Annotated in this window: 21 protein-coding genes, 1 tRNA gene and 1 other RNA gene; 19 read left to right on the top strand and 4 right to left on the bottom strand. The window is 50.1% G+C overall.

All coding sequences use genetic code 11. The features are described 5' to 3' along the window. Positions 1-8 precede the first annotated feature (8 nt). The 11 genes from HUN04_00820 (at position 9) to HUN04_00770 (ending at position 10,963) form a co-directional block, all read left to right on the top strand. Positions 9-2,342, top strand: coding sequence for a PAS domain S-box protein (locus HUN04_00820; protein ID WDP88364.1), 2,334 nt, complete (start codon positions 9-11; stop codon positions 2,340-2,342). Next, positions 2,335-3,480, top strand: a complete 1,146-nt coding sequence (locus HUN04_00815; protein WDP88363.1) for a response regulator — start codon at positions 2,335-2,337, stop codon at positions 3,478-3,480. The genes HUN04_00820 and HUN04_00815 overlap by 8 nt, the downstream gene beginning before the upstream one ends. 3 nt (positions 3,481-3,483) lie before the next feature. Further along, entirely contained in the window at positions 3,484-4,020 is a 537-nt protein-coding gene (locus tag HUN04_00810) for a hypothetical protein (GenBank protein WDP88362.1), read from the top strand. Between the two features lie 2 nt (positions 4,021-4,022). After that, positions 4,023-4,937, top strand: a complete 915-nt coding sequence (locus HUN04_00805; protein ID WDP88361.1) for a universal stress protein — start codon at positions 4,023-4,025, stop codon at positions 4,935-4,937. 33 nt (positions 4,938-4,970) lie between these two features. Further along, a complete protein-coding gene (locus HUN04_00800; GenBank protein ID WDP88360.1) occupies positions 4,971-5,561 on the top strand; it encodes a response regulator in 591 nt (196 codons plus the stop codon). After that, a complete protein-coding gene (locus tag HUN04_00795) occupies positions 5,527-7,005 on the top strand; it encodes a response regulator (protein ID WDP88359.1) in 1,479 nt (492 codons plus the stop codon). The genes HUN04_00800 and HUN04_00795 overlap by 35 nt, the downstream gene beginning before the upstream one ends. Positions 7,006-7,021: 16 nt before the next feature. After that, positions 7,022-7,720, top strand: a complete 699-nt coding sequence (locus HUN04_00790) for an MBL fold metallo-hydrolase (GenBank protein WDP88358.1) — start codon at positions 7,022-7,024, stop codon at positions 7,718-7,720. A 142-nt stretch (positions 7,721-7,862) separates the two neighbouring features. Further along, positions 7,863-8,693, top strand: a complete 831-nt coding sequence (gene speD / locus HUN04_00785; protein WDP88357.1) for an adenosylmethionine decarboxylase — start codon at positions 7,863-7,865, stop codon at positions 8,691-8,693. A gap of 24 nt (positions 8,694-8,717) precedes the next feature. After that, entirely contained in the window at positions 8,718-9,593 is an 876-nt protein-coding gene (speE, locus tag HUN04_00780; protein WDP88356.1) for a spermidine synthase, read from the top strand. A 55-nt stretch (positions 9,594-9,648) separates the two neighbouring features. Next, complete coding sequence (locus tag HUN04_00775) at positions 9,649-10,014, top strand: GNAT family N-acetyltransferase (GenBank protein WDP93111.1); 366 nt, start codon at positions 9,649-9,651, stop codon at positions 10,012-10,014. Positions 10,015-10,081: 67 nt separating this feature from the next. After that, positions 10,082-10,963: a DUF2156 domain-containing protein gene (locus tag HUN04_00770; GenBank protein ID WDP88355.1), complete on the top strand. Its 882-nt coding sequence runs from the start codon at positions 10,082-10,084 to the stop codon at positions 10,961-10,963. A gap of 37 nt (positions 10,964-11,000) precedes the next feature. Here HUN04_00770 and HUN04_00765 read toward each other — a convergent pair whose 3' ends face one another. The 3 genes from HUN04_00765 to HUN04_00755 form a co-directional block, all read right to left on the bottom strand. Then, a complete protein-coding gene (locus HUN04_00765) occupies positions 11,001-11,510 on the bottom strand; it encodes a C40 family peptidase (GenBank protein WDP88354.1) in 510 nt (169 codons plus the stop codon). Further along, complete coding sequence (locus HUN04_00760) at positions 11,494-11,970, bottom strand: LEA type 2 family protein (GenBank protein ID WDP88353.1); 477 nt, start codon at positions 11,968-11,970, stop codon at positions 11,494-11,496. Before HUN04_00760 ends, HUN04_00765 begins: the two co-directional genes overlap by 17 nt. Positions 11,971-12,056: 86 nt before the next feature. Then, positions 12,057-12,410, bottom strand: coding sequence for a hypothetical protein (locus tag HUN04_00755; GenBank protein WDP88352.1), 354 nt, complete (start codon positions 12,408-12,410; stop codon positions 12,057-12,059). 170 nt (positions 12,411-12,580) lie between these two features. Between HUN04_00755 and HUN04_00750 the strand changes: the two genes are divergently transcribed. After that, positions 12,581-13,120: a hydrolase gene (locus HUN04_00750; protein ID WDP88351.1), complete on the top strand. Its 540-nt coding sequence runs from the start codon at positions 12,581-12,583 to the stop codon at positions 13,118-13,120. A gap of 26 nt (positions 13,121-13,146) precedes the next feature. Here the strand turns inward: HUN04_00750 and HUN04_00745 are convergent, their stop codons facing one another. Continuing rightward, complete coding sequence (locus tag HUN04_00745; GenBank protein ID WDP88350.1) at positions 13,147-13,893, bottom strand: SprA-related family protein; 747 nt, start codon at positions 13,891-13,893, stop codon at positions 13,147-13,149. A 246-nt stretch (positions 13,894-14,139) separates the two neighbouring features. On the opposite strand from HUN04_00745, the gene hisB reads away from it, so the two are divergent. The 7 genes from hisB to rnpB all read left to right on the top strand — a co-directional run bounded on the left by hisB (position 14,140) and on the right by rnpB (position 20,707). Then, complete coding sequence (gene hisB, locus HUN04_00740; protein ID WDP88349.1) at positions 14,140-14,727, top strand: imidazoleglycerol-phosphate dehydratase HisB; 588 nt, start codon at positions 14,140-14,142, stop codon at positions 14,725-14,727. Between the two features lie 95 nt (positions 14,728-14,822). Next, positions 14,823-16,601: a DNA primase gene (locus HUN04_00735; protein WDP88348.1), complete on the top strand. Its 1,779-nt coding sequence runs from the start codon at positions 14,823-14,825 to the stop codon at positions 16,599-16,601. Between the two features lie 26 nt (positions 16,602-16,627). Next, on the top strand, positions 16,628-18,457 hold the full coding sequence (gene rpoD / locus HUN04_00730; protein ID WDP88347.1) for an RNA polymerase sigma factor RpoD: 1,830 nt from the start codon (positions 16,628-16,630) through the stop codon (positions 18,455-18,457). A 55-nt stretch (positions 18,458-18,512) separates the two neighbouring features. Then, a tRNA-Ile gene (locus HUN04_00725) sits at positions 18,513-18,589 on the top strand. A gap of 186 nt (positions 18,590-18,775) precedes the next feature. Then, positions 18,776-19,591: a Nif3-like dinuclear metal center hexameric protein gene (locus HUN04_00720; protein ID WDP88346.1), complete on the top strand. Its 816-nt coding sequence runs from the start codon at positions 18,776-18,778 to the stop codon at positions 19,589-19,591. A gap of 9 nt (positions 19,592-19,600) precedes the next feature. Then, on the top strand, positions 19,601-20,311 hold the full coding sequence (locus tag HUN04_00715) for a nucleotide-binding protein (GenBank protein WDP88345.1): 711 nt from the start codon (positions 19,601-19,603) through the stop codon (positions 20,309-20,311). A gap of 10 nt (positions 20,312-20,321) precedes the next feature. Then, positions 20,322-20,707: RNase P RNA component class A (rnpB, locus tag HUN04_00710), an RNA gene on the top strand. Positions 20,708-20,740 lie beyond the last annotated feature (33 nt).

The following is a 20,740-nucleotide window of genomic DNA, read 5'->3' as shown; positions in this document are numbered from 1 at the left end:
AAGGGACCATGGAAAAAAGAACTGCGGAATCAGGACTGAACACAAGGAGCGGGCTGGCATTTAAGCTACTCGTACCTGTCGGCACGGTCCTTTTTGCAAGTATTTTTATATGGTCCCATTTTTCCATCCGGTACCAGGAACGGATGCTCATAGACAAGGCCGTGTCCGACGTGGATAAATTCTGCAATTCAGTGCTGAAGCTGACCTGGTTTGCCATGCTTCATTCCCCCACCGAGGACATGCAGGACATCATGGCCTCCATGGCTGAGTACAATGACATCCAGCAGATCCGCGTATATAACTGCAAGGGCCAGGTCCGGTTCTCCAATGTTCCTCCGGAAATCGGCACCTCCGCCAAAAAACAGGATATTTCCTGCAGGGTCTGCCATGAGGTGGACCCGCCGGTTATGGAGCCGGACATCAAGGCGAGGACCCGGGTTTTTACCTCGGAAAACGGGGAACTTAAACTGGGGGTGATCAACCCCATTCTCAACGCTCCGTCCTGTTCCACGGCGCAATGCCACTACCACCCACGCCGCATAAAGAAACTGGGATCCCTGGATGTGGTGGTCTCCCTGGAAGCGGTGAAGGAAGAGATCTCCCAGAGCCGGAAAATGTACCTATGGACGGCCGTCTATCTCTTTGCCATTCTGGCGGCCACCATCTGTATCATCATACTTTTTATTGTCACCCGCCCCATCAATCGCCTTATCAAGGCGACCCGCCACATCGCCCGGGGCCGGTTCGACCGGCTGGAGCAGCCGGTGGCATCCAAAGACGAAATCGGCCTTCTTTCTTCGGCCATCAATTCCATGGGCCGGGAAATTCAGGAAAAACAGAATCAGCTTAACCGGGAAAAAACCAGGTACCAGTATCTGTTTGAACAGGTGCCCTGCACCATCACCGTCCAGAACAAAGACTATGAACTCATTGAATTCAACCAGGAATTTGCCCGCAAGTTCAACCCGCAATACGGCCAGTATTGCTACGCCGCATACAAGGGGCTGGCCAGCAAATGTCTGAACTGCCCGGTGGAAAAGACATTCCTTGACGGGAAACCCCACTTCAGCGAGGAATCCGGGGTGAACCGGGATGGTTCCGAAGCCCATTGGTTTGTGAAAACAGCGCCCTTGACCGACGAAGAGGGCAATGTTACGGCAGCCATGGAAATGAGCCTGGACATCAGCCACAGAAAAAAACTAGAGGAAAAAGTCAGGATTTCCGAGAAAAAATACCAGGCCATTTTTAAAAATATCCCCCACCCCGTGTTTATTCTGGACCGGGAGAATATGTCTTTTCAGGACTGCAACGATGCGGCTATCAGCGTTTACGGGTATGACCGGGAGGATTTTTTGGGGAAAGGGTTTGTGATGCTCTTTCCTGGGGTGAGCGAATTCAGAAAAATTCAGACCAATTTGTCAAAACCCGTCCACGAACGGGCGGTGAATGTGAAAAAAGATGAGGATTATATCTTCGTCAATATCTGGATCCGCCCGGCTGAATTCGAAGGAAAAAATGTGCTCATCGTCATTACCGTGGATGTGACCCATTCCGTAGAAACGGAACACCAACTTATCCAGGCGGGCAAAATGGCCACTTTAGGTGAGATGGCCACAGGGGTGGCCCATGAGCTGAACCAGCCCCTGTCTGTGATCAAGACGGCGTCCGGCTTTATTGCCAGAAAAATGGCATCTGAACAGGAAGTGGACCGGGAGATCCTCAGGACCCTGTCCAGTGAAATCGAAACCCACGTTGACCGGGCGTCCAAAATCACCAATCATATGCGGCTATTCGGACGTAAGTCGGAGTTTAAAAAAGAGCCTGTGGATATTAATGAGGTATTGAAACGGGCATTTGATATTTTCAGCCAGCAGCTCAAACTCCGGGAAATCAATGTCGTATGGAAACTGGGCGGCGGCCTCCCCAAGATTGCAGCAGATCCAGTGCGGCTGGAACAGGTTTTTATTAACCTGCTTATCAATGCCCGGGACGCCATTGTCAGCAAATTTGAACAAAAAGAAGGCGTTTCGGCAGGTGCCGCTCCCAGAAACGGACTCAAGCAGATTACCCTGGAAACAAGTCAGGAAAAGGAACGGATTCGGGTCAAAATAAAGGATACGGGAACGGGTATAGCCCGGCTGGATATGGACAAAATCTTCGAACCTTTTTTCACCACCAAAAACGTTGGGCAGGGCACAGGACTCGGCCTTTCAATTTCCTATGGCATCATCCAGGAATCCGGCGGGGAAATTTCAGTGCACAATAATAAAGAGGGCGGCGCCACATTTATCATTCTGTTTGATCCCGGGGAAAATGAGCCAAAGGAAGGTGAAAATGGATAAGGCAGACCGCAGGTATACCATCCTCCTCGTGGATGATGAAGAGGGGATCAGGAATGTGCTGAACATCACCCTGGGCCATGCCGGGTTTAACATGCTCCTGGCCCCGGACGGGGACAGGGGGCTTGCCATTTTCGAGAAAGAACGCCCGGATATTGTGATTACGGATATTAAGATGCCGGGAATAGACGGCATTGAACTGCTGCGCCGCATCAAGGGGATAAACCCGGAAACAGAGGTGATTATGATCACCGGGCACGGGGATATGGACCTGGCCGTGAAAAGCCTTCAGTACGAGGCGGCTGATTTCATCACCAAACCCATTGATTCCCAGGAGATCGAATCGGCTGTGGCCAAAGCCGTGGACCGGATTTCAATCAATTCCAGGATCCAGGCACACATGGACGACCTTGAATCCCTGATCAGGGAAAAGGATAAAAAACTGGATGAGACCCAGGGACTGGTTACCATCGGCCAGACCGTGGCCGGGATGTCACACGTGATCAAAAATATTGCCGGCGGGCTAAAGGGGTCTTCCTTTATCCTTGAACAGGGCATTGAAAACGAAAACAGGGAATACCTGGTCAAGGGCTGGGAAATGATGAAGGGAAATATTGACAAGATTACCAATCTATCATTGGACCTGCTCAATTACGCCAAGACCAGCCGGCTCAAGCTGTTGGAGACGGATCCCAACGCACCGGCAGAAGAAGCAATATCTCTGCTGATTCACCGGGCACAGGAGGAAAAGATCAAACTGACCCTGTCCCCATTGGACGGGAGGGCGAGGGTCCTTATGGACACCGATGCCCTGACCAACGCCCTCCACAATATTCTGACCAATGCCCTGGATGCATTTGAGCCGGGTGCTGAAAACAAAAGCCTTGCCGTCACTGTGACTGAAAACAAGGGCCGGGTGGTCTACCGGATCCGGGATAACGGCCCGGGCATGGATCCGGCGGTCAGCCGTTCGCTGTTTAAGGAGTTCATCACCACCAAAGGAGCCAGAGGCACAGGGTTTGGTCTGATGACCACTAAAAAAATTATAGAAGAGCACAAGGGAGAAATTTCCTTTACCACTGAAAAGGGGCGCGGATCTGAATTTATGATCCAACTTGACGCCGTCCCACAGGAAAAATAATCCATGGAAAAACTGACGCTGAGAAAAAACGGGAAAATTGAAAAAAAAGGAAAATTATTTTCCGGCAGCCCGTTAAAGCTCCTGTCCCATCTGATTGAGCTGGAACAGGGATTTACCCTGGCGTCCTTTTTTGCCATGGTGGATCGATACAATATTTTAATCCAGTTGTCCGAGATGCTGGAACCCTTGGCGGTAATGGCCAGGGTAGCAGGAGACGACTACCCGGCTGCCGACGGCATTGACCGTCTGGTTTTTTACAAGACCATTGCCATGAAGGGCTTTCCCGGCAAACCGGGGGTTGAGATCTACAACAGCCTTAAGGGGGTTAAGGGTGATGAGATCCTTGGATTAAAATTCTTCCAGATGGAAAGTTTGCTGGAACATGAACTTTGCCTGGGGGAGCTCAAACATATCATCTTCGGCGACAGCCAGGATATGTTTACCTATGAAACCCATTACAGCCTGTACGAGCTCATCGAAGGGGTGTCCTGGGAATTGTCCTTTAATTTTAATCCGTTACAATGTTCCATTAGGGGGTAACCATGTTTAAGCAAATTCTATTCGCCACCAATTCCTCGCCTGCCTGTGATGCCGCCGCCAAGATCGCCTTTGAACTGGCGGAAAAATACGAGGCTCAACTGACCCTGCTCCACGTGTTCGGCGAGCCCTCCCATGGGAGCGGAGCTTTTATTACCGACTACGTCACAGGAGAAAAAGAGACGGCTGGCCCGGATTATATTGAATGGGTCAAGGACGAAATGAAAACCAATTATGAATCCTTGGCCAAAAAACACGGAGAACCGGTTTATGAGACCATGGCCGGCATACCGTCAACGGAAATTCTCAGATATGCCCGAAAAATTAACGCGGACTGCATCATCATGGGCGCCCATGCCCGCCAGGATGACCCGGCTGCGGAGCGGTTCCGGGGGATTGTGGGCACCACCATGCAAAAGGTGGCCTTACGGGCCAAATGTCCTGTACTGATCATATCCCGCCCGTGCGAGACCTGTTTCTGGTACTTTAATCAGATTGTATTTGGTACGGATTTTTCAAAGGCATCCATGTCCGCCTTCCAGTTTGCTTATAAGATGGCCAGCCACATCGGGTGCAAGCTTCACCTTTTCCATGCCGTAAATATTGAGACCTCCCAGGCCGGCGTGGGGCCGGGGCAGATGTCCATCGAAACCAGGATCAAGGCGGCCAAAGAAAAGATTGAAGAGATTTACGTCTCACAGATGGGGGATTTTGATAACTATGAAATATCGGTTTGGGAAGGAATCCCCTATGTGGAGCTTTTAAAATTCGCCCGGGAAACCAGCGGGGACCTTATTGTCATGGCCCACCATACCAAGGATGTGGATATTGATTATGCGGTTATGGGCTCCACAGTGGAGCAGGTGGTACTGCGTTCAGCCTGTCCTGTGGCCAGTGTGAATAAGCCCGACAAGCTTTAATTCAACTTTATACCTTGTTTCGTGCCCTGGCGGATGGGAAACCTGGAACCAAGCATTTCAGACAATTCACTTAATGGTTCCCTGTCGGTCAGGGCCGAAGCCCAACACCACCCCATGACAACAAAAGACAAGAAAACCGTTCTCATCATCGAGGATGAGATGGAGATGCGTTTTTACCTTATGACCATGGTCAACGCATTGGGACACCATCCGGTGATGGTGAAAAACGGGGCCCAGGGACTCCAGGCGCTGGGAAAAACCGCCGGGGTGCCGCTGGACGGCAACCAGGGTGGAAAACTGCCCGACATGATTATTTTAGATATCATGATGCCTGAAAAAGGCGGTGCCCTGGTCTATCAGGAACTGGTAGCCGATCCGATGCTCAAGGAAATTCCCCTCCTGATTTTTTCAGGTGTCGATCCCAATGCCTTTGTCCATTACGTGAAAATGCTCAATGCAGGGGCGTCGGACAACACTCCGCTACCCAAATACTATGTTGAAAAATCGGCTGATCCAGATTATTTAAAGGCGATGATCATCAAGTGCATGGGCCAACACCCCGCAATCAAAATTAATGAAGATAAGATAGATGGGAAATCAAACCATGAAGGTCCTTCTGGTTGACGATGAAGAGGGCATCCGAACGGTATTGAATATCACGTTGACCGATGCCGGATACGAGGTCCATACCGCCGCAGACGGCCGTCAGGCCTCAAGAATGATTCACGACTTGAGGCCGGACATCGTCCTGTCCGATATCCGGATGCCGGGCATGGACGGCATTGAACTGCTGAAGTTCATTAAAACGGGAACCCCGGATATAGAGGTGATCATGATCACGGGGCACGGTGACCTCGGCCTGGCCATCGAAAGCCTGAAAATGGATGCCGTTGATTTCATCACCAAGCCCATCAATAACGATATCCTTGAAATTGCACTGAAGCGGGCACGGGACAGAATTGAAACCAGGGACAAGCTGCGCCGGTACACCCGGAATCTTGAGGAACTGGTAAAGGAAAAAACCCGGAAACTTGCCGCTTCGGAAAAGCGGTATATCCAGTTGTTTAACGAGATTCCAGCCTATATCACCATCCAGGACAAAAGTTTAAATATCGTGGAATCCAATCACCGCTTCAAGGAGGAGTTCGGGGATGGGGGCGGGCACCGCTGCTACAATGCCTATAAACAGAAGGACGGACCCTGCGAGGGATGTCCCGTTCTTAAAACCTTTAAGGACGGCCGGTCCCATCTGGCGGAAATGGATGTCACATTGGCCGACGGCCGTGTGCGCAATTTTCTGGTCCAGACTTCGGCTGTGGTGGATGAAGACGGGGAAATCCGCCATGTCATGGAGATGTCAACCGACGTTACCTATATACACGACCTCCAGGACCACCTGGCCGCCCTCGGGCTGCATATTTCCTCCATTTCCCACGGCATCAAGGGGCTGCTCACCGGACTGGACGGGGGAGATTACCTCATTTCCACAGGTATCCAAAAAAAGGACACGGAGATGGTGGCCGACGGTTGGGAGATTGTAAAGGAAAAGATCACCATGGTCAGAAAAATGGTGCTGGATATCCTTTACCATTCAAAGAACCGGGCCCTTGAACCGGCGGATGAAGATGTGTTTGACTTTATCCAGGAAATCACCACCACCCTGGACACTAAAATGAAAAAACATGGCATCGTCCTGAATCTGGATATTCCCAGGCCGGGCACCACCATTAAAATGGATAAAATCTCACTGATGCCGGCCTTCATCGCCATTCTTGAAAATGCCATTGACGCCTGTGCCGGGGTCAGAAACCACCCCGGTCCGGAAATCAAAATACAGGTAGAGCTTGAAAAGGACCGGGCTGTGTTTACCATTCGGGATAACGGCACCGGCCTGGACAGAACCTATCAGAAGGAGATTTTTTCCCTCTTTTATTCAGAAAAAGGGAAAAAGGGAACAGGACTTGGTTTATTTATTGCCAAGCGGGCGGTGAAGCAGCACAAAGGGACCATTGAAGTGGATTCGGAGCCGGGCAGTTTTACGGCCTTTACCATTACCTTGCCGCTATAGCTAAAGGAGCATAAGAATGGATATTGAGCAGTTCGGGTTTTCCTCTGATAACCTGGGGTATTTGGTTTACAACGATGGGAGAGGGATAGCCATAGACGGCGGGGATCCGGTGGCCATCGCCTCATTTGCAAAGGCAAAGGGCATTCGGATAACGACGGTAACAAACACCCACAACCACCCGGACCATACGCCGGGCAATGCGGGGCTCCTTGAATTGACCGGTGCTGAATTTATGGACTGCCGGTCCTTTGCCCATGGACAGAAGTTGCCCCTTGGGGGGCAGTCCCTTGAAGTGCTCCTGACGCCCGGGCATACCACGGATTCGGTATGTTTTAAAGGAGCGGGGTTTGTCGTCACCGGCGACACTTTGTTTAACGGGACGGTGGGCAATTGTTTTTCCGGTGACCTAAACGCCTTTTACCACTCTTTGGAACTGCTCATGGCCCTTCCCGGAACCACACGAATTTATGCGGGCCACGATTATGTTGCCGAATCTTTGAAATATGCACAAATTATAGAGCCCGGTAACCCTGCGCTCAAAGACTATGGTGAAAAATACAACCCAGGCCTTGTTGTGTCATGCATGGAGGATGAACTGAAAGTCAATCCCTATCTCAGATTTAATGTCCCGTCCATGATCCGGCGCCTGGAAGAAAAAAAATTGCCCCGGGAAACAGCATATCAGCGTTTTTCCTCCATCATGGAATTATATTGATTTCCTTTATCCATTGATTTTTTCCCAATCAAGATTACCTTTGCAGTAATTTTGTTGTTGATTGTGGTTTTAACGGGCCGGAAAGACCAGACCTGGAATGTGATAATTGAAAATTCCCATGAACATACTGGAGTTGTTTTGAATGCTTGATAAAAATATAAAATCCGCTACTGACCAGCCGGTTTTTGCCCTGGGCCGGCAGTTGACCCTTGAATACTACGACTGCGGAGCAGGCGCACTGCTGGATAAAGCAATTGTTGAAAGAACTCTTTTAAAGGCGGCCAGAGACAGCGGGGCAACTGTCATCAGCAGCTCTTTTCACCAGTTTGCCCCCCAGGGAGTCTCAGGCGTGGTGATTATTGCAGAATCCCATTTCACCGTCCATGCCTGGCCGGAACATAATTATGCGGCTGTGGATATTTTTACCTGCGGGGACAATATTGATTTGAACCGGGCCATCGGGTCCATGCAGGATGGATTCGGGTCCAGGCGGGTGGTGGTATCATCGGACCAGAACAGGGGGCTTCTGAATTCCGAAGGACAAGGCGGCGACACTACCCGGGGTACCCTGGTGGACAGGGAAACCCTGCCCATTTCCTGGAGAAAAGCCTATGAGCAAGCCCTGCCCTGGGGGGTGCTGACCTCTGTGGATTTATATGACTGTGATCCAGCGGTCATCTGTGATTCGGAATATATTGAAAAATTCGTGGTGGAACTCTGCGAGAAAATCCGGATGAAACGGTTCGGGGAGTGCCGGATTGTCCATTTCGGCGAGGATGAAAAGGTGGCTGGCTATTCCATGACCCAGCTCATTGAGACCTCTTTGATCTCCGGCCATTTTGCCAATGCAGCCAATGCCGCCTACCTGGATATTTTCTCCTGTAAATTTTACGAGCCCAGAGAAGTGGCTGAGTTCGCCCTCTCTTTTTTCAAGGCAGATAATTACAAGATGCAGATTTCCCTCCGACAATAACCTGAAAGTAATAATCCAAGAAATATGAAGAATCTAAGCAAAATTGAAAAAGGATGGTTTTCAGAAATCTGCCCCATGTGGGAAGGGGTTGCCCTTTCGCTCCAGGTGGATGAGGTGCTCTATTCCAATAAAAGTCAATACCAGCAGATTGATCTTTACCAGACCCGGTCCCACGGGAAAATGCTTGTTTTGGACGGCATCATCCAGCTCACCGAACGTGATGAATTCGGATACCAGGAGATGATGGCCCATCTGCCTCTGTTTGCCCATCCCAATCCTGAAAAGGTGTTGGTCATCGGCGGGGGGGACGGCGGTGTGCTCAGGGAAGTGGCCAGGCACCACTGCGTTACCTCAATTGATTTTTGTGAAATTGACCCTGAGGTTATCCAGGTCTCCAAAAAATTTCTGCCGGGCCTTGCCTGCGGATTTGACGATCCCAGGGTGAATGTTCACCTTTTGGACGGGAATGAATTTGTCGGAGGCAAACACCGGGCCTATGATGTAATCATTGTGGACTCCTCCGACCCCATCGGTCCCGGAGAAGCCCTGTTTGAGAAGCCTTTTTACGAAAAATTGAAACAGGCGCTGAAACCCGGCGGTGTGGTGGCCACCCAGGGTGAATCTTTCTTTCTTCACCAGGAATGCGTGGAGAACTTGATTAAGATCACCAGTGAACTGTTCCCGGTCCGTGGCTTTGCCAATATTTTGGTTCCGACCTATCCGGGGGGCCATATCGGTGTCTGCATGGGGTCCCTGGGGCCTGAGCTTGTCAGGCCGGCCAGGCCGGTTCCCCGGGAGGTCCAGTCCCAATTGAAATACTATTCCGAAGCTGTTCATCAGGCGGCTTTTGTGTTGCCGTATTTTGCAAGGAAGATAATGGCAGGTGAGAGTGGCACATGAATATAGTTTGACAGACGTGAGGATTGAGTTGGTGGAGCAGGCGCCGGTGGCTGATATGAAGGACCTTTACAAGGATGCTGGCTGGTGGGAGCCCGCCTTTGAGGATGACTACGGCTTTCTGGAGCGCCTTCCAATTTCATCTGCCCTTTTTGCAGGAGCCTTTGCCGGCAACCAAATGGTGGGAATGGGCCGGGCCCTGTCTGATCTCTGCAGCGATGCTTTTATTCAGGATGTAGTCGTATTAAAGGCATATAGGAATAAAGGAATCGCCAGGGAAATCGTTTTGTTTCTGGCCCAAGAATTAAAAAAAAGGGGCGTGGACTGGATCGGATTGGTTGCTGAACCCGGTACCGCATCCTTTTATGAGAAAATGGGGTTCAGCCCCCTTGAGGGCCATATCCCCATGAGATTAAAGGTTTAAAATGGTGGAGGTCAGCCTCGCGGAAAATAAACCGGCAGCGGGAATAGGCAGGGACGGGACGTTTAATTTGCAAACCCGTTCAACGGTGCATCGGTTTGAGACGCTTGCAGCCCATGCCGGAGCAGGGCTCCTGTCATGTGAATACAATTTCGTTAATCTCTTTTGTTGGGCGGAGATTTACCAGTATAGCTGGTTTACCCATGGAGATTGCCTGGTTAACTACGACGGCAGAGACAGGGTCATGTTCATGCCCCTGGGCCCCGCCCTGGACCCTGAGTCCCTTCGGGCGCTTTCGGTCAGGGCCTTGGATGCAGGCCTGTCTCCGGATATCTGCCTCGTACCGGAAAACTATCTGGACAGATTCCCCGGCATTGTCCGGTATTACAAGGTCGAGGAAGACAGGGACGCAGCAGAATATATCTACCGGACTGAAAACCTAGCAGAACTGAAGGGTACAAAGCTGCATAAGAAGCGGAATCTGATATCCCAGTTTAAAAGAAACCATCCAGATTACAATCTGCACCAACTGACTCCCGAAAAATTGCCCTGGGCCAGGAAGTTTGCAGGGGATCTGCTCAATACCATGGATCCGGTTCCAGCAACGTTGGCCGAAGAGCTCATTGCCATGGAGAACGCCTTTGCCCATTGGGAGGCACTGGGGCTTGAAGGAATAATGATAACGGCGGATGGCAGGGTCGCGGCATTCTCCGTGTTCAGTCCCATGGGGCAGAATACATATAATGTGCATTTTGAAAAGGCGAATATCGCGCTAAAAGGGGCTGCACAGCTGATCAATCGAGAAACTGCCATCCACCTGAAGGGCAGGGCGGAATTTATAAACCGGGAACAGGACCTCGGTATAGAGGGGCTTCGCAGGGCTAAGCTCTCCTATGAACCCCACCGGGTATGGATTCCTTACATGCTGAAGTATAAAACGCCAGACCTGTAGATTCAGAAACCTGCCGGTGGTTGATAATGGCGGTTTTTTATAAAAATGATCTGGCGCCGATGAAATACCTGTCGAAATAGGGATTTGCCAGGGAGGCCTGCCGTACTTTCTTGCCCCGGCCCGGTGCATGGACAAAGGCGTTGCCACCGATGAAGATGCCGACATGGATGCTGCTGCTCTTATGGGGGGAATTGAAAAACACAAGGTCCCCTGGCTGAATAGGGTTTGATACCCTTCGTCCCCCTGCAAACATGGCCCTGGCGGTTCTTGGGGTTGTAACCCCGGCAGCCGAATGGGTATAAACCACAAGCCCGGAACAGTCAAACCCGGTTGAAGGCGAGATACCGCCCCAGGCGTAATCTGCGCCGATGCTTTCGACTGCCCGTCCGACGACGATGCGGCGGGCTTCGGGCAGGTTTTTAAGGTCGGTGGATGTCCGGTTCAGAACAGAAGCCGGAGGCGTGTGGCCCGCGCTGGAGCAACCCGCGACAATGGCCAGGAGCAGAAAACATATTAAAAGATTAATATGCTTACTGGGGAGGCTCAAGGGATAGAGTTCCTTTTTTGGTGACCCGGATCACTGGATGCAGGGCGCCCGGGTCGAGCTTGGCTTCAAGGCTGTATGAGAGGCCGTCAAGATTTTTGTGCCCGGCAAGATCCGCAAAGAAGGCAATGCTGTTGAAAAGACTGACGGTACCGGTGAGTATCACCTCTTCTTCGCTGTAGGCTTCAATTACAGGCAAATCCTTTGCCACCCCTGTCATTATTTTATGGCCCTCTATTTCAATGGTATAGGCCACGCCTTTGAGGGAAAGTTCTGTTCGGTTGGGGTTGACGATGTGCAGTCCTATTTCGAATCGGGGCACTGGACCTTGGCCGGGAACGGCCTTAAAAGAGGATACCGTGACGGTTGGCTGGTCGTAGCCTGTGTTCAGACCGGCGCAGCCGGCCATCAAGAAAAAAAATAGTGTGGCAAGTATCGGCGGAGAGTGCTTGAGTCGGCGCATGTTCTTCCCTGATTTATAGTTTGATTTGTTGCCCTTTATATCGGTTTTAATTTAATCTGTCCCGATACTCTCGCACTCTATTAAAGTTATCCTATGGTGTCAATCAATGATCCAAGGGTTTCATCGTAGGTTGAAATCACCTTGGCGTTGGCATCGAATCCGTGCTGGGCCGAAATCTGGCTGACAAGCTCCTTGGCGATATCGGTGTTTGACAGTTCTTTAAGAGAGCCGTCATTTTTAAGCGGGTCCTCCACCAATGGGCCTGATTCGGTGGATTTGGAGATATGGGTAGTCACCCCGCCGTTTTTGTCTTCAATATTATAGGCGGTGGAGGCTTTGAATTCATCCGACAGACTGTTGGCGACATTATTGGCGGAGACATTCATCTGGCGGGTAAAGGCCTGGAGTGCCGATGCACTGTTATGGATGGATATGCCCATGGTTTCTCCTTTATTCTTTGTGCCTTTGGTTTAAGTTTATCAAAACTTAATAAAATAACCAAGCCCGGAAAAGTAAATAATTTCTTGCCTTTTCAGGGCAATATACGTTTAAAATGGCCCAAGCACCATGGAATTTCAATACGCTGTCAGAACCAAAAAAGGAGAGCGACATGTTTGAGATTGATAAATCCGTCATGCTTCTGGTTGATGTTCAGGGGCAACTGGCAGAACTCATGTATGAAAAGGAATCCTTGTTTAACAATCTGGAAATATTGATCAAAAGCATAAAGCTGATGGGGATTCCAATCATATGGATGGAACAGATACCGTCCAAGCTCGGCAGGACCACACCGCGGATTTCTGAACTGATGGAAGGGGAATCACCCGTTGAGAAGTCCTCATTTTCCTGCTGTGGCGAACCCGAATTTATGTCTCGTTTTAATACGCTGGGAAGGAGCCAGGTTATTATTACCGGAATTGAATCCCATATCTGCGTTTACCAGACCGGTCTTGATCTGGTGGGCAGAAACTGTAAGGTGCAGGTGGTAGCAGACTGCGTTTCGTCAAGGACTGCTGAAAATAAAGCTATCGGGCTGAACCGACTGGAACGGGGCGGTGCGGGTATCACCAGTGTTGAAATGTTGATTTTTGAATTGCTGAAAACTGCTGAAGGGGATCTGTTTAAACAGATTGTCAAGCTCATAAAATAGGGTGACGGAGGAGATTCTGCAACCGGCTAAACGGCGATTTGAAACGAGGAGGTCTCAGTTTCGGGCAGGGCACTGACCTGGGAATAGGTGTCTGCAGCTTCTTTTCTTCGATCCCCAAATACCTGGGTGTCGTTTTGTTCGGTTCGTTCTTTGGCTTGTTGAATGGTGAGTTCGGACATGGCTTTGAGGGCCTGGGCGGAAGCATTGGCCGCCACCTTTCTGTCCTGGGGGGAGGGGTCTCCAGGGGCAAGAGCGGCTCTGCGGACCTGATTCATTTTTTGGATAGTGGCCTCGGGGTCTCCGGGCACCGGAGCTGAGTCAATGCTGACTTCCCCGCCTACGGCATAACTCTTGCCGTCAGGTCCCTTTTGATAGGTATAGCTTGCTCCTGAAGTGATATAGGAACCGCCGGCAGCAATGTGGGCCATTTCATGGTTGCGCACCTGGGAGTCAATCTGTTTGAGTTCATACACCAACTGCATCTCTTCTTGGGTCAGTTGCGCTGAGTCAGCCCCGGCATTGCCTGATTCCTGGGCCCCCGGTGATGCCTGGTTCTGGTCCTGGCCGGATTTTTCCGCGCCGTCCAGGGCATCATTCTTCCGGGCGGCCGCAGTAAGGGCACCACTCCTGTCAACTTCCCCAGACCGGTCTATGGTTTTAAACTCGTCGGACTGCTTCAATTCGGAAGGGGTGACAGCAGTTGTACTCGCGTACCTATTCTGGTAAATGCCGCCCTGGGCGTATGCGTTTGATATGGCGGTTGGAATATTCATGTTGCTCTTTAATTTTTAGAGAGTGTAACATAAAATATAACGGCTAACCGTTTAATTTTCAAGGACTTTCCTACGGACATTTTTGATACTAATCCGGATTGACAAATATATACATATCGGGTATTTTAAAAAGATTCGTTTTGACGTGTCTTCCGGGGGAGACCTTTCAGAGCGACAGCGGGTAAGGCACCCGAAAAGAATGACCCGGATATAGAACATTTTGCTGCCAGTTTCAAGGAAGATTTAATGAGCCGAAAATCCACTGTTACTCGAGACACAAAAGAAACCAAAATAGAGATCCGTCTGGATCTGGACGGAACGGGGAAGGCCGATATTAGTACTGGAATCGGTTTCTTCGATCATATGCTTACGGCCTTTACCGTCCACGGGCTTTTCGATCTCAAGGTGGCAGCCCAAGGGGATCTTGAGGTGGATATTCACCATACCGTTGAGGATACAGGACTGGTACTGGGTCAAGCCATTCACAGCGCCCTTGCAGATAAAAAGGGCATACAGCGGTTCGGCGACAGTTGCGTCCCTATGGATGAAGCATTGTCCAGGGTGACCATCGACCTGTCGAACCGGCCCTATCTCGTGTACAATATCCCCGGAGATTTAAAGTCAAGGGGTGCTTTCGATGCATATCTGGCCAAGGAATTTTTCCAGGCCCTGTGTGTGAAAGGCGGATTTAATTTGCATATTAATGCCTACTACGGCGTCAACGAACATCATGTGCTTGAATCTGTGTTCAAGGCGCTTGGAAGGGCTTTGTGCGCAGCGACCAGACCCCATGAACGGGTTTCGGGCTCCCTGTCCAGCAAAGGCAGTTTGTAGTAGGCAGTCCAGTTTAATTGTTGACAGACCGTATTCAGTAATTAACTTATTAAGCTTGCATAACCGCTTTAATTTTGGAGTCTGCACCACCCATAATGCTAATTCCTGAAGATAAAATTTCAGAAGTATTAAATGCCTCGGATATTGTGGACGTGGTATCCGAAGCCGTCATACTTAAAAGATCCGGCAGGAATTACTTTGGGTTATGTCCTTTCCATTCTGAAAAAACGCCTTCTTTTTCAGTTAATCCTGAAAAACAGATTTTTCATTGCTTCGGATGTTCCGCAGGAGGCAATGCCCTTTCATTCATCATGAAATACCATGGCATCTCCTTTCCCGAAGCCGTGCGCATGCTGGCCCGTAAATACAATATTGTTGTTGAAACCCAGGAGATGAACCCGGCCCAGCGCAAAGAGGTTCAGATCAGGGAATCCTTGTTCAGGCTGAACAAGCGTGTCATGGCGTTCTACTCGGAAAAAATGGAGGAGTCCAGAGCGGATACCGGGGTGAAAGGGTACCTTGAAAGGCGGGGCATGACAGCGGAAACCATTGAAACCTTTAAGCTGGGGTATTCCCCGGATGACTGGGACGCTGTGGTAACCCTGTTCAAAAAAGAAAAGCTTTCAAGAAACATAGCCGTTAATTCGGGACTGGTACTGCCCAGAAAATCCGGCAACGGTTTTTATGACCGGTTCCGGAACCGGCTCATGTTCCCAATCTTTGATATTAATATGCAGGTGGCCGGATTCGGCGGGCGGGTCATGGATGACGGGATGCCCAAATACATGAATTCACCCGAGACCCCGGTGTACAGCAAAAGCCGCATATTATACGGACTCCATGCAGCGAAAACCGAATGCAGGAAGCAGGGGAAGGTGTTTATTGTGGAGGGGTATTTTGACTTCCTCTCCCTGTTCCAGCACGGGATTAAAAATACGGTAGCCAGTCTGGGCACGGCCCTGACCAGGGAACATGTACGGATTTTAAAAGGGTATGCCGGACAGATGGTCCTGGTTTTTGATTCGGATGACGCCGGTGTCAACGCCGCAAAGCGGAGTATTGATATCTTTGTCAATGAAGGAATCGATACCCGGATCCTGGTGCTGCCTGGAAAAAATGATCCAGATTCCTTTGTAATGTCACAGGGGAGGGAGGCGTTCCTTGCCCTTGCAGACAAGGCCCAGACTGTGTTGCAGTTTCTTCTGCAGCTTGCCATGGAAACCCACGGGGCAAGTGTTGAGGGGCGGATAAAAATCCTTGATGAAATGAAGGGACACCTTGCCCAACTGAGCAATTCTGCCCTTCGCTCCCTGCATGTCCGGGAGCTTGCCGAGACTTTGAACATAGATGAAAAAGCTGTTCTGGAAAAGGTGAGGGAGGCGGTCTCCGGGCAGAACAGGCAAAAGGTGCCTCTTGTCCCTGCTGAGGAAACAGAAGTGATGCAGATTCTTGAATCCGATCCCAGGGAAAAGCAGATACTGGCCATGATGCTCCACCACCCGGACCTTATTCCGGAAGTAATCGAAAAAAAAGTGATCGACGCTTTCAATTCCCAGGACCTGAAATCTTTGGCGATGTTGATTGTCGACACCCCGAGGGACTGCGAAAATTTTGTAACGGCAGTAATGGCCAGGATTGGGTCGACCAAGGGGCAGGAAGATATTGCGGCCATGGCCATGGAAGATTTTTCGGGAACAGAAGACCTGGGAGAAACCGCAGGTGCACTGATTACCCGGATACTGAAATCAAAAGAAAAAAACGATAAAATATTAAGAATAAGTAAAATTAGAAGCGCGGGGAAGGGCTGTAATGCTGATGTGATGGACCTGCTGAAAAAACAGCAGCAGGAAATTCAGCAATTGCATAACAGTTAATTCTTTAAGCCTTTGGGAGGCATTATATGGCAGGGAAGACCAGCAAGTCTGGAGAGAATGTTGTTATCAGTAAAGAAGAAATGCTTAAACTCATAGAGAAAGGTAAGAAAGCCGGTGTTCTCTCTTTTGCCGAAATAAATGATGCAATCTCTGGTGATTTAAAATCCTTTGATCAGATTGATGATATTGTCGTGCAGTTCAATGAGATGGGCATTGAATTGGTGGACGGCAAAGATCAGGCTGAGAAAATCAAAAAATCCGGCAAGAAACCTGCTGCCGCAAAAAAGAAAAAAGCGGCATCCACTGCTAAACAGTCTTCAGATAAAGATAAGAAGGACCTTTTTGCTCCCAAAAAGGAACGGGCCGATATGGAGTTCGGCGCCGTCACCGATCCGGTTAAAATGTACCTCAAAGAGATGGGAATGGTTACCCTGCTCAGCCGGGAGGGGGAGATCGAAATTGCCAAAAAGATTGAGGTTGGGGAACGTGATGTACTCAGAGCCATGCTGGACTGCCCGCTGGCCCTAAATACCATTTTCATGTACGGCCAGAAAATGGAGAAAAAATCCATGCGTCCCAAGCATGTCCTCAGGGATGTTGACGAAGGCGACGGCGCGGTGGATGAGGTGTCTAAACAGGAAAAATTCCTGGAATCCCTGGCTAAAATCCAGGAACTCCATGAGGAGAATCAGACCAAGAGAGATCTGCTCAAGGAGACAAAAAAGGGAACTAAAAAATTCACCACGCTCCAGGAAGACATCTTCAATAATACAGAAGAAATTTTCGAGCTTCTCAAGCGCTGGCGGTTTGAATCCAGTGTCATTGATACGATTGAGAAAAGCATCAGAACTTCCATCACCTGGTTTCAGACCATTGACAGTCTGATGAGCAAATGTGCCAAAACCTTTAACGTACAGCAGAGCACTTTGCTGAAGCAGGCTAAAGAGGAAGATGTCTTTGTCGAATGGGCCACATCCAGAAGCGATATCACCCAGGAGCGTGCAACTGTCCTCTACAATGATATCTGTGCCATTTTAAACCAAGTCTCCTTGAGAAAAAGCCTGATCAAAGGCGGGGTTGAGGAACTCCAACTGATTACCCGGGGGATCGACAGGGGCAGAAGAAGTGCAGATAGGGCCAAGCGGGAACTGGTCCGTGCCAACCTGCGACTGGTTGTCAGTATTGCAAAGAAATACACCAACAGGGGCCTTCAGTTTCTGGATCTCATCCAGGAGGGCAATATCGGGCTGATGAAGGCGGTGGACAAATTCGAATACCGCCGGGGTTACAAATTCTCGACCTACGCCACCTGGTGGATCCGGCAGGCCATTACCCGGGCCATTGCCGATCAGGCCAGAACCATCCGGATTCCTGTCCATATGATAGAAACCATCAACAAGCTGATCAGAACCTCCAGGTATCTGGTTCAGGAAATGGGCAAGGAGCCTTCACCTGAGGAAATAGCCGAAAAAATGGAAATCCCAATTGAAAAGGTCCGGCGGGTGTTGAAAATCGCCAAGGAACCGATTTCCCTTGAAACACCCATCGGTGAAGAAGAGGACAGCCATCTTGGTGATTTCATCGAAGATAAGAAGTTCTCCATCCCCTCCGAAGCGGCCATTGATTTCAGCCTGGCAGAGCAGACCCGTAAAATTCTGGCCACACTGACCCCCAGGGAAGAAAAAGTATTGCGGATGCGGTTCGGAATTGGTGAAAAATCCGACCACACACTTGAAGAGGTGGGAAAAGACTTTACCGTTACCCGGGAGCGTATCCGTCAGATCGAAGCCAAGGCACTGCGTAAACTGCGCCATCCCACCCGGAGCAAAAAACTGAAAACCTTTATTGAGAATTAGATATTGACACTGCACCTGCGTTGCTATATATATTCCAAGTTTGTTTAGGTGCTACGGGCCTATAGCTCAGTTTGGCAGAGCCACCGGCTCATAACCGGTCGGTCCCTGGTTCGAATCCAGGTGGGCCCACCAACAACATTCAGCACACATTGATCCAGGGGATTCCCATGGAAGTGACGGCAACAAAAGCGGCAAGACGCAAAAAAGGACGGCCAGGTCATATATGAATATGCCTGTAAAGCAGCACATTTATATAAATTTTAAAAAGCGTGGTCTCAGCCACGCTTTTTTTATTACAACAGGCAGGGAGGCGATACGGTGAGCCAGCCAACCGTCAATCATATCATTGATGTGATCAACGATATCGCGCCTTTCAGCCTGGCTGAGAATTGGGACAATTCAGGGCTCCAGGCCGGTGACCCGGACTGGGCGGTTACCGGTATCCTGGTGGCACTTGACGTTTCCCGTGAAGTCATGGAAACCGCTGTGGAAGCAGGGTGTTCCATGGTGGTCACCCACCACCCCCTGGTCATGGCGCCGGAAAAATCATTGGATTTCAGCCGAATGCCCGGGGCTATAATTTATACTGCTGCAAAACATGACATTGCCGTGGTTTCAGCCCATACCAATCTGGACAAGGCTCGTGACGGGCTCAACGATTATTTTGCCCAGAAACTGGGGATTCAATGTGAGGGGCCGCTCTTTGTCGACTCTGCCGCAACAGAAGAACGCCCGACAGGAATCGGGCGGACAGGCCGCCTGTCCAGCCCAATGGCTGTCGGCGATCTGGCCGCTATCATCAAGACACAGCTCAATACCCCCTTTGTCCGCCTCGTGGGGGATACCGGACGTAAAGCCTATAAAGTCGCATTGTGTACCGGGTCGGGCGGGTCACTTACAGAAAATTTTTTGAAATCCGATGCAGATGTTTATATCACCGGCGATCTCAAATACCATGAAGCAAGGGATATTGAAACGGCCGGCCGAATTTGCATTGATGTGGGCCATTTTGCCTCTGAACGTATTGTCGTGGACATGCTGACCCACAGGCTTAAAAAAGAGTTAAAACTTCGGGATTTCGAAGTTAAAATTCTTGGATACAATAGGGAAAAAGATCCATTTAGAATCATTTGAGGACAAATTATGGCGAAACCAGAAATTGCCACCCTTGTTAAACTTCAGGAAGCTGAGACCGAAATTGTCAGGCTTCGGGAAGTCATCGGCATTGTAGAAAAAAAGAAAAATAAGCTGGCATCCAGGCTCAAACAGTTTGAATCCGCTCTGACGCAGAACCGCGAGGACTATGAGAAGGCAGCAAAGGCCTGCAGGGAGCAAGAGCTTGAAATCAAAGTGGTTGATGAGCGGATAGTCAAGAGTAACGAAACCCTGCGCAATGTGACGACCAATAAAGAATACCAGGTCCTGTTGCGGGAGGTCGATGACAATAAAAAGCGCAAAGACCTTCTTGAGACCCATCTGCTGGAATTGATGGACGAGCGGGATAAGTCCAAAGGGATTGTAGATGAGAGTGAAAAAGAGTACACCCTTCTGGCAGAACAGATCAAAGCGGAACAGAGCGAGGTCGAAAAACAATCCGCCGAAGACAGGGACAGCCTTGAGGAATGCCTGAAACGCCAGGAAGAAATTGGGGACAGCCTGGATTCCCGGCTCATGAATATGTTCCGAAAAATTTCAAAGATGAATAACGGGTCCGCCGTCAGCAGGGTGAGGGACCAGGTATGTATGGGGTGTTTTATGAATGTTCCGCCCCAGATGTATATAGAAGTTCAGAGGGGGAATGAACTGATTTCGTGCCCCCAGTGCAGTAGAATCCTCTATTACGAAAAAGAATAAAGGTTTCGGCCTGACCGGACTAAACGATCGCTGGGCGGGGCGCGTCCCCGCCTGGAGGAAAGTCCGAACACCGCAGGACAGGACGCTCCATAACGTGGAGTCGCGGCGACGTGAAGGAAAGTGCAGCAGAGAGTAGACCGCCCTGTGCCGGAAACGGTACAGGGTAAGGGTGAAACGGTGCGGTAAGAGCGCACCAGTTTCCCGGGTGACCGGGAAAGCTTGGTAAACCCCGTCCGGTGCAAGACCAAATAGGGAAACGCTTAAGGGCTGTCCGTCCGAGTTTCCGGGTAGGTTGCTAGAGGTGCATGGCAACATGCATCCCAGATGAATGATCGTTGACCCGGGCCGGGTAACCGGGCCGGGTAACAAAATTCGGCTTACAGGCCGGTCAGGCCGAAACTTTATTTTTAAGGCTTTAACCAAATTCCG

The sequence above is a fragment of the Desulfobacter sp. genome (assembly GCA_028768525.1).
Lineage (GTDB): Bacteria > Desulfobacterota > Desulfobacteria > Desulfobacterales > Desulfobacteraceae > Desulfobacter.
This window is presented reverse-complemented; position numbering and strand designations above follow the sequence as displayed.